This is a genomic window from Klebsiella sp. D5A (assembly GCF_001620885.1).
Lineage (GTDB): Bacteria > Pseudomonadota > Gammaproteobacteria > Enterobacterales > Enterobacteriaceae > Klebsiella > Klebsiella variicola.
Genome location: NZ_KV407481.1, coordinates 373,321 through 387,860 on the forward strand (window position 1 = coordinate 373,321; position 14,540 = coordinate 387,860).

Genomic DNA, 14,540 nt, shown 5'->3' on the forward strand with positions numbered 1-14,540 from the left:
CCTGGCCGACAGGGCAGGCAGACGGTTCGCCGCCCGGTGAGATAAACTCTTTACGCAATGGCATAATGATGAATACTCCGATTGCGCAGCGCGACTGGCGCCTGCTGGCGGCCGGGAGCGGCGGGCTCCTTCTGCTGGTGGCCGGCATCATGTTGCACAGCCACTGGGGCGATTTTCTCCAGTGGTGCCTCGCCACCCAAATAACCTTACATCGCTATCTGGTGATGTATCTTTTACTGCTGAATAATCACCAGTACAGCGGCGGCGTCTGGCTGTTAGTGGGCGCCTTTCTCTACGGCGTGCTGCACGCCATCGGGCCGGGTCACGGCAAGTTTATCGTCACGACTTACCTGAGCACCAACCCGGAGAGCCTGATGGCGGCGCGGGTGGTGCCCTTTCTCGGCAGCCTGTTGCAGGGCGTCAGCGCCATCCTCTTTGTCTTTATTCTCGCGGTAGGACTGAATCTGGCCGCCGGCGATCTCAGCGCCAGCCGCTGGTACGTTGAGAAGATCAGCGCCCTGACCATCGGCGCCTTTGGAATTTACATTATCTTTCGCGCGCTGCAGAACCTGAGGCCGGGCAAGAGAGTGATTCGCGCCATGACGCCGGTGCATCAGCATGATGCCTCGTGCGGCTGCGGGCACCACGGCGTGGGGCACAACCTGCACGGCGCCGACTGGAAAACACGCCTTGGCGTGGTGCTGGCCATCGGCGCCCGCCCCTGCAGCGGGGCAATCATGATCTTGCTGTTCGCCAACGCGCTGGGGATTGTCAGCTGGGGCATCGCCGCGGTGATGACCATGGCGCTGGGCACCGGACTTTCGATCCTCGGTCTGTCACTGACGGTGCACTATGCCCGTCACCGTATGGCCAACAGGCTGACGGTGGGGAGTCGTCCGCGGCCCTGGCTGGTGCCGCTGGTGAAGATCCTCGGCGGGCTGGCGCTGATCCTCTTTGCCGCCGGGTTGTTTTTCACCGTGGTGCCGATCAGCGCCAACGGCGACTTTATCGCCGCCGGCTGTTAACGACTTTCCAGCAGGTGCATCAATACCCGCAGCGCCTGATCCAGTTGCAGGCGTTCGCTGTCACTGAGTCCTGCCAGCAGCTGCCGTTCATTATCGACATGCGTTTCCACCGCCTCATCGATCCGCTCACGCCCGACAGGAGTCAGGGCGACCAGCATACTGCGGGCATCCTCCGGGTTCGGCAGGCGGGTAATAAATCCGCGTTTCTCCAGCGCCTTCAGGCGATGAGTCATGGTGCCGGAGGTGATCATCAGCGTGGAGAAGAGCTGGGTCGGCGAAAGAGTGAAAGGGGGGCCGGCGCGGCGCAGCGTCGCCAGCATATCAAACTCCCAGCGCACCAGATCGTGGCGCGTAAAGGCCACTTCCACCTGCGGCTCCAGCAGCATGGCGCATCGTTTCAGGCGGCCTATCGGTCCCATTGGGCTGCAGTCCAGATCCGGTCGCTCCCGCTGCCACTGGGCGAGAATGCGATCCACGGCGTCGATCGCGGGTGATTTGTCCATCAGTGCTCACTTGTCTTGATATCAAGATACTTGTCGGTACATACTTCAGTCACCAATTTAGCTTGAAGTGAAGATAAAATCATGGCTTTTCTCTCACGTAGTCTGATGATCGACTTACTGCTCACCGCGCTGGCGCCCGCTATCTGGGGGACGACCTATATCGTCACCTCCCAGTTCCTTCCTCCCGATCGGCCATTTATCGCTGCGCTGCTGAGGGTGTTGCCGGCAGGCATCGCCCTGCTGATCTGGAGCCGTCGTTTCCCGCAGCGCGGCGAGTGGGCAAAGCTTATCGTTACCGGCATTTTAAATATCGGCGCTTTCCAGGCGCTGCTGTTTATCGCTGCCTATCGCTTACCCGGTGGACTGGCGGCGGTGATTGGCGCGATCCAGCCGCTGCTGGTGATGCTCCTCGCCTGGTGCGTTGATCGGCAGCGCTCGCCCTGGCTGGCGGTGTTCTCCGCCATCGCCGGTATACTCGGTATGGCCATGCTGCTGCTGTCGCCGCACACCGTCCTCGACCCGCTGGGGATCGGCGCGGCGTTTCTCGGCGCGATCAGTATGGCGCTGGGCACCTGGCTCTCCCGCCGCTGGGCGCTCTCCTTGCCGATTGTCGCGTTGACCGGCTGGCAGCTGGCGATTGGGGGAGTGGTGCTGGCCCCGGTGGCGCTGATCGTTGACCCCCCTCTGCATCAGGTGACAGCGCTGCAGGTCGCAGGCTATCTGTGGCTGTGCGTCGCGGGCGCCATGCTGGCCTATGGCCTGTGGTTCCGGGGGATTGGCCGCCTCTCGCCGGTGGCGGTGTCGGCGATGAGTCTGCTGAGCCCGGTGACCGCCGTGGTGCTGGGATGGATTTTCCTTGGACAAAAGATCCAGGGGATGGCGCTGGTGGGGTTGATCGTGGTGCTGGCGAGCGTGCTGTCTATCCAGCGCGCGCTGGCGCGCCAGGCGGCGGGAGCAAAAACGAAAAAAGCCCCATAACGGGGCTCGACATTGCTGCGTGCGGGGGGGGCGGCGGGAGCCAGACCAGCCACCCGCAGGCGGCCTGTCCGGCAGCTCCCTCTGCAACCATTCGCTTATTTAGACAGCTCGGCGGTCATATGGACCTGGTTGCCGGTGTACGCTTCGGTGATGTGGTAGGAAGCGCCTTGTTCTTTCGCAATGGTCGCGATTTTCGCTTCTGCGCTGTCCAGGGTGTCGGCAGTCACGCTCACCGGATGCGCGAAGCTAGCAAAAGAAACCAGGGAGAGCATACCGGCAGCGGCGAGTAATTTTACGTTTTTCATGGTGTTTGTCCTTTTAACTTTTATGGTGGAAAGCGTGTTTGCTTTCGATGGACTTATAATAAGTCTGCTAACTATAACGTGCGTTGCAAAAAGTGCGATTTAGATCACATTTTTATGGCGGTTTGATGGCGGAAATATGATTGTTTATCGATTTTTTAATTTAAAAACAATGGATTAATGATTTGTTTCTGGAAGGGGATATCACATGGGCTGCCCTTGTTCAGGGAGAGGAATGCGCCTCATTCATGCTTTCATCATTCGTTGTATGAATGGTTTGGTGCTGTTTTCACCACCGCAAAGGCAGATTCAGACTTATCGCGATGGCCTTCCGAGGGCTTTTTCTGCATGCTGTTGCGGTCACTTTCTCTCGCACTGGCGTTAGGCTTGCTGCGCTGTAAACAACCACCCTCTCGTTTTCATCTATCAATGACTGTTTATTAATAGTTGATGGTTATCTGTTATATAACTTAATGAAACGTGAACAAATGTATATTTGTCGGCGAATAAATAGCATTCTTTGACGCCGATAGCACCAGCGAACTGATATTTTTAAGTTCGTTACCTGACGCCTTAAATATTGCGGCTCCCGGTCAGTCGAAGATTCTATTAGCAGTGGCATAAATCAGCATCGCCTGATGTTTCTGGTTCTATGCGAATTCACAGTGTGCTCATTGATTCGTAATTCACTCTGACAAGGAAATGGCAATGAAAAAGGTTCTTCTCTCTGCAGCAATGGCAACCGCGTTTTTTGGCATGACTGCTGCCCATGCAGCTGATACCAATGTTGGCGGCGGCCAGGTTAATTTCTTCGGTAAAGTTACCGATGTATCCTGTACTGTTTCTGTTAACGGCCAGGGCAGCGATGCGAACGTTTACCTGTCTCCGGTAACCCTGACTGAAGTTAAAGCGGCAGCAGCGGATACTTATCTGAAACCGAAATCTTTCACCATTGACGTCTCTAACTGCCAGGCTGCTGACGGCACCAAACAGGATGACGTAACCAAACTGGGCGTGAACTGGACCGGCGGTAACCTGCTGGCTGGCGCAACCAGCAAACAGCAGGGTTACCTGGCGAACACCGAAGCTTCCGGTGCCCAGAACATCCAGCTGGTGCTGTCTACTGACAACGCCACCGCGCTGACCAACAAAATCATCCCGGGTGACAGCACTCAGCCGAAAGCAAAAGGCGATGCTGCTGCTGTAGCCGATGGCGCGCGCTTCACCTACTACGTTGGTTATGCGACCAGCGCACCGACCACAGTAACTACCGGTGTGGTCAACAGCTACGCGACTTACGAAATTACCTATCAGTAATTCCGCCAGAAAATAAAACTGCCCCGCTCCGGGGCAGTTAATAACAATAATAAAGCGGCGATGTCCGCCGCTTGTATTTTTATTCTGAGGTCAGCATGAAGCGTATTGCCCTTTTTTTCTGTTTCATTTTTAGTTTTGCGGCCCATGCCAACAACATTATTGTTAACGGTACCCGCTTTATTTATCCAGGAAATGAAAAAGAAATAACGGTACAGCTTTCAAATAACGCCGACCGTCCGGCACTGGCGCAGGCCTGGCTGGATAATGGCGATGCCGATGCCACACCGGATACCATTACCACCCCGTTTATTATCACCCCGCCGATCTCGCGCGTTGACGCCAAAAGTGGCCAGACGCTGCGTATTAAGCTCGGCAGCAGCGCCGGTCTGGCGAAAGATAAAGAGACACTGTGGTGGCTGAATCTGCTGGAAATTCCACCGGTAGTGGCCAATCAGAAAAATGAAGGCCAGAACGTGCTGCAGCTGGCGATCCGTTCCCGCTTTAAATTTATTTACCGCCCTGCCGGACTGGGCAACCGCGATGCGGCGGCCGAGAAGCTGACGCTGACTGCCAACGGCAGCAGTCTCGCCATCAATAACCCGACGCCGTTCTACATTACCGTCAGCCGTATTTCCCGCGACGGCGGTAAAGCCCTGAACAGCAAAACCGTGATGCTGGCGCCGCAGTCCAGCCAGACGGTAGCACTCTCCTCCGCCGTCAACCGCGGCGAAACCCTGACCGTTAACAACATTAATGACTATGGCGCCGATGTCGCAGTGAAAGTGGCCGTTAAATAAGGGAAAAGCTAATGAAGCAGAGGTCATTCTGCCCGGGAAGATTAAGCACCGCGATAGCCATCGCGCTGTGCTGCTTTCCGCCATTTTCCAGCGGACAGGAAAACCCGGGAACGGTATATCAATTTAACGACGGCTTTATTGTCGGTAGCCGCGAGAAGGTCGATCTGTCTCGCTTTTCGACCAGCGCGATTACTGAAGGCACTTACTCCCTTGACGTCTACACCAACGACGAGTGGAAAGGGCGCTACGACCTGCGCATCGCGCGCGACAAAGACGGTAACCTTGGCGTTTGCTACACCAAAGCGATGCTGACGCAGTACGGCATCGCGGCGGAAAAGCTTAACCCAAAGCTCAGCGAACAGGAGGGGTACTGTGGTAGCCTCAAATCCTGGCGTAACGAAGAAAACGTCAAAGACAACCTGGTCCAGTCCTCCCTGCGGTTGAACATTTCGGTGCCGCAGATCTATGAAGATCAACGTCTGAAAAACTATGTCAGCCCGGAGTTCTGGGACAAAGGCATTACTGCGCTCAATCTGGGCTGGATGGCCAACGCCTGGAACAGCCACACCTCTTCGGTCGGCGGCTCGGATAACAGCAGCGCCTATCTTGGCGTCAACGCCGGCCTGTCGTGGGACGGCTGGCTGCTGAAGCACATCGGCAACCTGAACTGGCAACAGCAGCAGGGTAAAGCGTACTGGAACAGCAACCAGACCTATCTCCAGCGCCCCATTCCGCAGCTCAACTCCATCGTCAGCGGCGGTCAGATTTTTACCAATGGTGAATTTTTCGACACCATCGGTCTGCGTGGGGTCAACCTTTCCACCGATGACAATATGTTCCCGGATGGCATGCGCTCGTATGCCCCGGAAATTCGCGGCGTGGCGCAGAGCAACGCCCTCGTCACCGTGCGCCAGGGCAGCAACATTATCTATCAGACCACCGTTCCGCCCGGGCCGTTTACCCTGCAGGATGTCTATCCTTCCGGCTATGGCAGCGACCTTGAGGTCTCGGTGAAAGAGGCGGATGGCTCGGTGGAAGTGTTTAGCGTGCCTTACGCTTCCGTCGCCCAGCTGTTGCGCCCGGGAATGACCCGCTACGCGCTCTCCGCCGGTAAAGTGGACGACAGTTCTCTGCGTAACAAGCCGATGCTCTATCAGGCCACCTGGCAGCACGGTATCAACAACCTGCTGACCGGCTATACCGGGGTCACGGGTTTCGACGACTATCAGGCCTTCCTGGTGGGGACCGGGATGAACACCGGCATCGGCGCGCTCTCCTTTGACGTGACCCATTCGCGGCTGAAGAGTGATACCCATGATGATTCGGGGCAGAGCTATCGCGCCACCTTTAACCGCATGTTTACCGATACCCAGACCAGCATCGTGCTGGCGGCGTATCGCTACTCGACGAAAGGTTATTACAACCTCAACGACGCGCTGTATGCCGTCGATCAGGAAAAAAACAGCCGCAGCAACTACACCCTGTGGCGGCAGAAAAACGGCATGACCTTCACCGTGAACCAGAACCTGCCGGACGGCTGGGGCGGGTTTTATCTGAGCGGTCGCGTCTCCGACTACTGGAACCGCTCCGGGACCGAGAAGCAGTATCAGGTCAGCTACAACAACTCATTTGGTCGTCTCTCCTGGTCGGCGAGCGCGCAGCGCGTTTACACGCCAGACAGCTCCGGTCATCGCCGCGACGATCGTATTTCACTTAACTTCAGCTACCCGCTGTGGTTTGGCGATAACCGCACCGCCAACCTGACGTCGAACACCTCGTTCAACAACTCGCGCTTTGCCAGCTCGCAGATTGGTATCAACGGTTCGCTGGACAGTGAAAACAACCTTAACTACGGCGTGTCGACCACCACGGCCACCGGCGGCCAGCACGACGTGGCGCTCAACGGCAGCTACCGTACGCCATGGACCACGCTCAACGGCAGCTACAGCCAGGGCGAAGGCTATCGTCAGAGCGGCCTGGGCGCCAGCGGGACGATGATCGCCCATAGCGGCGGCGTGGTGCTCTCGCCGGAAAGCGGCTCGACGATGGCGCTGATTGAAGCCAAAGACGCTGCCGGCGCCATGCTCCCGGGGTCGCCGGGCACCCGTGTGGACAGCAATGGTTACGCCATCCTGCCGTATCTGCGCCCGTACCGGATTAACGCCGTCGAGATCGACCCGAAAGGTAGCCTTGACGATGTCGCCTTCGATCGCACCGTGGCGCAGGTTGTGCCGTGGGAAGGCAGCGTGGTTAAGGTGGCGTTCGGCACCACGGTGCAGAACAACCTCACGCTGCAGGTGCGCCAGGCGAACCATGAGCCGCTGCCGTTTGCGGCGAGTATTTTCTCTCCTGATGGTAAGGAGATCGGCGTTGTCGGCCAGGGCAGCATGATGTTTATCAGCGATGCGAATGCCAAACGCGCGATTGTGAAGTGGAGCGGCGGGCAGTGTTCGGTGGATCTGGGACCGCAAACAACAAAGGATAGCGTATGTCGCTGAGGAAATTACTAACGCTTTTTATCGTCTTAATGGCGCTGGGAACCACCTCGTCCTGGGCCGTCTGTACGCGCCTTTCTTCGCCAACGGTGATGCTGGACATGGTGGTGGGCAGGGTGGTGGTGCCTCCGGATCTGCCGGTGGGGTCGGTGATCCTCACCCGCGACTGGACGATGAGCGCCCCCGGCGGCGCGAGCTATCGCTGTACCTCCGGCACCAACCGCTTCGCGGCGAAGATTGTTGCGCCAGGGGCCACGGACCTCGGGAATAAAATCTATTCCACCAACGTGCCGGGTATCGGCATGCGTTTCAGCCGCGGCGGCGCGACGGTCAATATCGTCTATCCCGACGTCTTTTCGTCTCGGGTATCGGGTACCACCAACTATTCGCTGGAGGGATCGCGCTTTACCCTGGAGATAATCAAAACCGCGGCAACCACCGGCAGCGGCACCCTGGCGACGGGAAAATACACCTCCTATGACTGGGAGAGCGGCGGCAACCCGATCCTCGAAACCTATCTGAGCGCCAACGCCATCACCGTGGTCTCGCCCTCCTGTACGGTGATGAGCGGGAAGAATATGAATGTCGATGTGGGCTCCATCCGGCGCAGTGACCTGAAAGGGGTGGGCACTACCGCGGGCGGGAAAGATTTTAATATCGATCTGCAGTGCAGCGGCGGCCTGAGCGAAACCGGGTATGCCAACATCAGCACCTCGTTTTCCGGAACGTTGGCTACCAGCACGACGGCGACTATGGGCGCGTTGCTCAATGAAAAGGCCGGTAGCGGTATGGCAAAAGGCGTCGGTATTCAGGTACTGAAGGATGGATCGCCGCTGCAGTTTAATAAGAAATACACCGTTGGCCGCTTGAATAATCAGGAGATCCGCTACATCACCATACCGCTGCACGCGCGCTTTTATCAGTATGGCCCGACGACCAGCACCGGCGAGGTGGAGTCGCATATGATCTTTAACCTGACGTACGATTAATACGGGAGGGGGAATGAAGGGATTGCCGAAACACACTATCGCGTGGCTGCTATTCTGCGGCAGCCTCGCCGCCCCCTCGGCGTGGGGTTTCGAGACCAATTATGACCGCGGACGGGTCGAATTTGCCGGGCGGGTGACGGATATTTCCTGCAGCGTCGCGCTGAATGGCGGTCAGCATGCCGGCAATGGCAACGTCTGGCTGGCGCCGGTCAGCCTGGCGGAAGTGCACGATCGCGGGGCCGGGGCGTTTATGAAGCCGCAGCCATTTACCCTGGCGCTGTCAAACTGTCAGTTGCGCCATGACGGTGGGGCCGCCTCGCAGGACGAAGTGCGACGGGTCAGCGTTCGCTGGATTGACGGTTTTTTACTGACGGCGGTCGGGAATGAGAATGCGGGCTATCTGGCCAATACCTTGCCAGATGGGGCGCAGAATATTTATCTGGCGTTGTCGACCAATGATAATAATACGCTGGATAAAAGTAATAAAATTGTCCCGGCGGACCCGCAGCAAAATCAGGTGCATTTGCAGGAAAACGCGGTCAGCGGTGGGCTGTTCACCTATTACGTGGGCTACGTTTCGCCAACGCCAAAAAGCGCCACCAGTGGGCCGATTACCAGTTGGGCAACGTGGGAATTAGTTTATAATTAAGCAATGCAAAAAAGCCGGAGAATCCCCGGCTTTTTTTATCGGGTAATATCGTCAGCAACCAGTTGTTCAATACTGACTTCCTGCCAGTAATGGCCCTGAATGGCAAACCATTCCATTCCCTGCAACCATTTTTTATGGTCTTCGCTTTCCACCCCCTCAATAATCACGTTGTGATGATTGCGGGATAAAAAGGTCACCAGGGCATCCATTAACTGGCGGCCTGACTCTTTGCGCATCAGATGCCAGAAAAAATCTTTATCAATTTTGACATAGTCAAAATGATACCCTCTGATGGCGTTAATCCCCGCATAGCCTGAGCCGAAGTCATCGAGCCACAGCGAGGTATCTTGCGGGTTTTGCCAGGCGGCCAGGGAATTATTGAGAAGATTCTCAGCGTTTTCGGTCACTTCGAAATGGACGCAGGTGAGTGCGGCAATTTTATCTTTTATTTCCTTCTGACGCAGCAGATTCAGGATATGGTCATCGACGTTAATCGTGGCGGAAATGTTGTTGTGTAAAAACCATTCTTTATGTTTTTCAATCAATGCCAGTTGCTCGAGAAAAATACGCTCACGAACCGCCGCGGTAGCATGACGAAAAAAATACTCAGGAGAGACGGTAAGATTATCGAAGCGGCTCAGGCATTCAACCGCGACTAAGGTACCTTGTGGGGAAAACATTTTCTGAAAGACGTAGCGTACAGCGATATCATTACGAGATAAAATGTTGTCTTCGGTTATTTTAGTGTTCATTATCCCTCATCACGAGGTTAGTCAGACAATAGGCAGAGGATACACTAATTATAGGCTACCTGATGATTAATGGGAATGGCAGGAAATGTAAATCAACAGCGAATAAGTACGCTTTATCCGCTGTTGATTTACTGGAGCATAATTTAACATTGATGGAGTGCGGCAATACGCTGGTTCATGGCGCGGGAATTATCAATGCCCAGCTTTTGCATGATATGGATACGATGGCTGTGAACCGTTTTATGAGCAATGCCGAGCAGGGCGGCAATACGCTTGTTATTATTGTTGGCAATCAGCAGTTCGAGGATCTGGCACTCTCGTGGCGACAGCTGTTTGCGCAACCTTCGCGGTGGCAGTTCGCTGGCGCCCTCTGCGCGCTTGACGATAGAGGAAAAAAGAGATAATGGAGATTTTTCGCTAATAATCATAGCATTATCAATAGTTATCAACTCTCTGCACAGGGCGACAATGTCGCTTTTCACTACCAGTACCGGCTGTTGGCAGCGCTGCAGAGAAAGGCGAAGCGCGTTCAGCAGGTCGACGATTCTGATGGCAGAAATATCCTTATTAATTAAATTGAAAATAACCGTCTGAGCCAGTGGTAGATGTTTCCCATGGATAACGTCGCCATAACCAAGACGGGTGATATTTTCATGGCTATCAATAAGGTAGTGATAGATTGAGTGACCAATGAGATTATCATTGGTGTACAGCAATATACTGTCCAAGGGTATCAGATTCTCTTTTTGCGCTTGGCTTCTAAGATCAGGTCCAGCAGTATCTTCTCTATTCTGCGCTGGTCATCGAGATGGCGGAACTTAAACTGGCAGGATATCTGATAGTAGCTTTCACTCTCTTCATTGGCGTCATCAAGGGTGATAACAATGACATTCTTTACCACCAGGTCAATGGTGATCTCACCATATTCCGCGAGCATCAGTACAGCATTTTTCAGTAAGGCGTTATGGCTGAGAAATTTCAGGTTCGGCGTCCTGGTCATCAATGCGCAACCGCCATCTGAAATGTCTTTGATGTCGAAAAGATAGTTTTCGCCATTTTTATGGCGACCGCGGCAATAAAAATCATGTTCGTGGCGTAAACGAAAACGGGGATCGCGGCGGCGCTGTACGACCTGCAGACATTCAGGCAAAGAAAAGGCGTAGCGGATACCTTTATCCACACCGCTATTGTCATGTTTTGTCTGGGGTGCATTAAACTCTATTTTCCCTGAATCACTATGCAGGAGAAAGCGAATTTTATGCCCCGGCGGGATTTTGCGGTGAGTCTGAATATGGAACTCGGCAAAATCCACACGTGTCAGTTGGGTTACGATACTCGTGTTGTTAAAAAATATTTCAATTTCAGTACGTTTGCGCAACTCCTCTCTGAAAATAGCAATAATTTCATACTTACTGGTCTTTATCGTTCCCTCTGTCATGTGCTTCCCTTGTAAATAGTTGTCGTGAGGCGTTTGATTTTTCTTATAGCAATAGCAACATTCTGATTGGGTTAATCAGATGTTTTTATGAGCGTTTGATGTTATTGGCTATCTTTGCAGCCAGATTGATATGTATAAACTTGGAATTTGATATTGTGTTTCCTGTAATCAAGAGTTTCAAATTTTGGTCATGACAAAAACGACAACGGCCTCCATGCTGGAGACCGGTCGAAGGATAAAAACAGTAGTTTGATTAACGGGGATAATGAGAAAACGATCGTCGATCACACCCCATTTGTAAGATCTATAGTGCCAGCAGTGTTGAGGTTTTTCCAGGCAAATATTAAGGATAGCTGTCGTTCCCCCCATTTCTCCCCACGGGTCAGGGGCGTGCGCGGGTGGCGATATTATCGAGGATGCGCAGGGCGTCGCCCGGCAGGGCCAGCTGCGCGGCGGCAATATTTTCCGCCAGATGCGTGCGGGAAGACGTGCCGGGGATCAGCAGAATATTCGGCGAACGCTGAAGCAGCCAGGCCAGGGCGACCTGCATCGGCGTCGCCTCAAGCGAGGCCGCGACCTCGTTCAGCTCCTGCGCCTGGAGTGGCGTAAAACCACCCAACGGGAAGAAGGGCACCCACGCGATGTGCTGCGCGGCGAGCGCATCGACCAGCGCGTCGTCGGCGCGATGGGCAATGTTATAGAGGTTTTGCACGCAGACGATGGGCGTCATTTTCTGCGCATCCGCGACCTGTTTTGCCGTCACGTTGCTGAGGCCGATATGGCGGATCAATCCCCGCGCTTTGAGCTCCAGCAGGGTAGTGAGCGGCGCCTCCAGCGAGCCTTCCACCGGGCCGTGAGGGCTGAGCATACTGCGCAGGTTCACCACCTCCAGCACGTCGAGCCCCAGGTTACGCAAATTATCCTCGACGGCCTGGGTCAGTTCGGCAGGCGACATGGCCGGCAGCCAGTTGCCCTTCTCGTCGCGGCGGGCGCTAACCTTAGTGACAATACACAGGTCGTCAGGATAGGGATGGAGCGCTTTGCGGATCAATTGATTGGTCACATGCGGACCGTAAAAATCAGAGGTATCGATATGGTTTACCCCGGCCTCGACGGCAGCCTGCAGGACGCGCACCGCCTCCTCGGGATCTTTCGGCGGGCCGAAGACGCCGGGGCCGGCCAGCTGCATCGCGCCATAACCCAACCGATAAACCTGGCGATCGCCGAGCGTGCCGCGACCGGATAAGGTGACACTGGACATACGAACTCTCCTTACGGTGGCTAAGCCGTAAGTGTAATCCGCTCAGGGGAAAGGGAAGGGCGAGAATGTTGTCAGAATGTGCGGCAGCGGCTCAGGTAAGCCGCTGCCGCCAGAGGCGATTAGCCAAAGAACATCACTGAAACGCAGAGCAGGCCGACCACCAGCGTAATGGCGTTACCCACCGAGCGGTACGGTTTAAGCGCCGGAATAAGCCAGGTGGACAGCGTGGGCATGATAAACAGGATCATGGCGATAAGCGGCCCGCTGATGGCGTAGATCATCGAAATGGCATTCGGGTTGATAAAGCACACCGCAAAGGTGAAGGCGGAGACCAGCAGGATCGACATCGCCCGGTTGAAGGCGCGGCTCTTACGCACGCCGACCAGCCCCAGCGAACTCTTGACGATTTCACTGGCGCCTTCAATCACCCCGAAGTAGGTGCCAAGGAAGGATTTCGACATGGCGACCACGGCAACGATGATGCCGGTTACCGCCAGCCAGCCGGGCGCGCCCGGCACCATCGACAGGGCGGAAAGGATGGTCACCCCCTGATCGCGGGCGCTTTCAATATAGGTCGCCGGGATCGCCAGCAGACAGCTGAAGACGAAAAACAGCACGCTGGCGCAGATGATGGTGTAGGCCACCTTCATGATTTTTTTGCATTTACCCATGGCCAGGTCGCCATGTTTCTCCTGCTGGTCGATAGCAAAAGTAGAAATGATCGGCGTATGGCTAAAAGCGAAAACCATCACGGGAATGGAGATCCAGATCTGATGGAGCGTGTGCGTGCTGAACTGCATCTGGCTGGTGAGGTGCTCAGGATGCCAGTCGCGGATTAAATAGAGGGAGAGAAACAGGAAGCAGGCGATAAGCGGGAAGACCAGAAAGCCCATCACCTTGATGGTGACCTGCCGACCCATGAGAAAGATCAGGTTGAGGACCAGCACAACGCCCAGGCTCAGCAGCGCGCGCAGCGTGGGGGTCATCGGCGTACGATGCGCCACCTGCTCGGCCAGCGAGTTGGTGATGGCCACGGCATAGATGAGCACCACGACGAAGAAGGCGAGGAAATAGAGGCCGGTGATCAGGTTGCCGATTTTCTTACCATAGTAGTGATTGACTGCGCCGGTGATCCCGGTTCCCGGCGCGATATTGGCCGAGAGAATAAACTGGCTCAGCGCTTTGTGAGGCCAGTAGGTGAGCGGCCAGGCGACCAGCGCGGTGATGAACAGGACAATGGCGCCAGCCGAACCCAGCTGGATCGGTAGAAATAGCGTCCCAGCGCCTACTGCAGTGCCATATAAGGCAAAACTCCATAGAATTTCTTCTTTAGACCAAATTTTAGACATTATGCGACTTTATCAACCGGTAAACCAAAAAAAAGGAGTGCAATTTACCATATTTATGGTTCGTCTGTTGCGATAGTTTTTGGTGATAAAGTCGCGGCGGATCGTGGAGGATCCGCCCGGGGCACTACCCGCGCGCCGGCTGGCGTGGGCGGCGGCGGCGGATAACGCGCTCGCGCAGGGTGTCCCATGCCCAGTTAAACGCCATGGTGTAGGGCAGGAAGAAGAGCATGAAGCCGATCTCCAGCATAAACGCCTGCAAGAGCGATACGCCCAGCACGATCGCCACCATGGTGACGCCAATGATGATGAATCCGGTCTCAAAGCCCAGCGCGTGCAGCGCACGCACTTTCAGCTGGCGGGGAAAGCGGGAGACCGGCCACAGGCGATCGAACATCGCGTTATAGATGATGTTCCATACCATCGCCAGGGTGGCGAGCAGAATACTCAGCCCGCCCATCTCCACGACCGAGCGCTGCATCAGCCAGGCGGCGGTAGGGGCGAGGATCAGCGTCGCCAGTCCTTCGAAGGTGATGGCGTGGATAACGCGTTCCGTAAGCGTCTTGCGCTGATGAGGGATCTGTTGCATGGCGAGCGACCTCCAGTTTTAGCCTGAACAGGAAATTACCCGGCATTTTATGGAAAAATATGATAAACAAAAGATAGAAAACATCGATAAAGTAGATAG

Annotated in this window: 15 protein-coding genes; 7 read left to right on the forward strand and 8 right to left on the reverse strand. The window is 55.3% G+C overall.

The window, feature by feature from the left end:
- Positions 1 to 68: 68 nt before the first annotated feature.
- A complete protein-coding gene (locus AS136_RS01855; protein ID WP_063266650.1) occupies positions 69 to 1,025 on the forward strand; it encodes a nickel/cobalt transporter in 957 nt (318 codons plus the stop codon).
- Here AS136_RS01855 and AS136_RS01860 read toward each other — a convergent pair.
- Complete coding sequence (locus tag AS136_RS01860) at positions 1,022 to 1,528, reverse strand: MarR family winged helix-turn-helix transcriptional regulator (protein ID WP_012540630.1); 507 nt, start codon at positions 1,526 to 1,528, stop codon at positions 1,022 to 1,024. The two genes, AS136_RS01855 and AS136_RS01860, sit on opposite strands and share 4 nt — an antisense overlap.
- 81 nt (positions 1,529 to 1,609) lie before the next feature.
- Here AS136_RS01860 and AS136_RS01865 point away from each other — a divergent pair, with 81 nt between their 5' ends.
- The gene (locus tag AS136_RS01865; protein WP_012540631.1) at positions 1,610 to 2,506 is read left to right on the forward strand and encodes an EamA family transporter; all 897 of its coding nucleotides are present in this window, start codon (positions 1,610 to 1,612) and stop codon (positions 2,504 to 2,506) included.
- 95 nt (positions 2,507 to 2,601) lie between these two features.
- Here AS136_RS01865 and AS136_RS01870 read toward each other — a convergent pair whose 3' ends face one another.
- Positions 2,602 to 2,811 (reverse strand): YdgH/BhsA/McbA family protein, encoded by a 210-nt coding sequence (locus AS136_RS01870; protein ID WP_002916131.1) that lies wholly within the window; start codon positions 2,809 to 2,811, stop codon positions 2,602 to 2,604.
- A gap of 705 nt (positions 2,812 to 3,516) precedes the next feature.
- Between AS136_RS01870 and mrkA the strand changes: the two genes are divergently transcribed.
- From mrkA to mrkF, 5 genes are all read left to right on the forward strand, one after another.
- The gene (gene mrkA / locus AS136_RS01875) at positions 3,517 to 4,125 is read left to right on the forward strand and encodes a type 3 fimbria major subunit MrkA (protein ID WP_008806369.1); all 609 of its coding nucleotides are present in this window, start codon (positions 3,517 to 3,519) and stop codon (positions 4,123 to 4,125) included.
- 95 nt (positions 4,126 to 4,220) lie between these two features.
- Entirely contained in the window at positions 4,221 to 4,922 is a 702-nt protein-coding gene (mrkB, locus tag AS136_RS01880) for a type 3 fimbria chaperone MrkB (protein WP_012967265.1), read from the forward strand.
- Between the two features lie 11 nt (positions 4,923 to 4,933).
- Positions 4,934 to 7,420 carry a type 3 fimbria usher protein MrkC gene (gene mrkC, locus AS136_RS01885; RefSeq protein WP_063266651.1) on the forward strand — a complete coding sequence of 829 codons (2,487 nt, stop codon included), beginning with the start codon at positions 4,934 to 4,936 and terminating at the stop codon, positions 7,418 to 7,420.
- Positions 7,411 to 8,406, forward strand: coding sequence for a type 3 fimbria adhesin subunit MrkD (gene mrkD, locus AS136_RS01890; RefSeq protein WP_012540632.1), 996 nt, complete (start codon positions 7,411 to 7,413; stop codon positions 8,404 to 8,406). Before mrkC ends, mrkD begins: the two co-directional genes overlap by 10 nt.
- 13 nt (positions 8,407 to 8,419) lie before the next feature.
- A complete protein-coding gene (mrkF, locus tag AS136_RS01895) occupies positions 8,420 to 9,055 on the forward strand; it encodes a type 3 fimbria minor subunit MrkF (RefSeq protein WP_012540633.1) in 636 nt (211 codons plus the stop codon).
- Positions 9,056 to 9,090: 35 nt separating this feature from the next.
- Here the strand turns inward: mrkF and mrkJ are convergent, their stop codons facing one another.
- The 6 genes from mrkJ to AS136_RS01925 all read right to left on the reverse strand — a co-directional run bounded on the left by mrkJ (position 9,091) and on the right by AS136_RS01925 (position 14,441).
- A complete protein-coding gene (gene mrkJ / locus AS136_RS01900) occupies positions 9,091 to 9,807 on the reverse strand; it encodes a cyclic-di-GMP phosphodiesterase MrkJ (RefSeq protein ID WP_032731214.1) in 717 nt (238 codons plus the stop codon).
- 143 nt (positions 9,808 to 9,950) lie between these two features.
- Positions 9,951 to 10,535, reverse strand: a complete 585-nt coding sequence (gene mrkI / locus AS136_RS01905; RefSeq protein WP_049008691.1) for a transcriptional regulator MrkI — start codon at positions 10,533 to 10,535, stop codon at positions 9,951 to 9,953.
- 5 nt (positions 10,536 to 10,540) lie between these two features.
- Positions 10,541 to 11,245, reverse strand: a complete 705-nt coding sequence (mrkH, locus tag AS136_RS01910) for a transcriptional activator MrkH (RefSeq protein ID WP_063266652.1) — start codon at positions 11,243 to 11,245, stop codon at positions 10,541 to 10,543.
- A 382-nt stretch (positions 11,246 to 11,627) separates the two neighbouring features.
- Positions 11,628 to 12,506: an aldo/keto reductase family oxidoreductase gene (locus AS136_RS01915; RefSeq protein WP_012540635.1), complete on the reverse strand. Its 879-nt coding sequence runs from the start codon at positions 12,504 to 12,506 to the stop codon at positions 11,628 to 11,630.
- 119 nt (positions 12,507 to 12,625) lie between these two features.
- Positions 12,626 to 13,855 (reverse strand): amino acid permease, encoded by a 1,230-nt coding sequence (locus tag AS136_RS01920; RefSeq protein WP_063266653.1) that lies wholly within the window; start codon positions 13,853 to 13,855, stop codon positions 12,626 to 12,628.
- 124 nt (positions 13,856 to 13,979) lie between these two features.
- The gene (locus AS136_RS01925) at positions 13,980 to 14,441 is read right to left on the reverse strand and encodes a multidrug/biocide efflux PACE transporter (RefSeq protein ID WP_008806359.1); all 462 of its coding nucleotides are present in this window, start codon (positions 14,439 to 14,441) and stop codon (positions 13,980 to 13,982) included.
- Positions 14,442 to 14,540 lie beyond the last annotated feature (99 nt).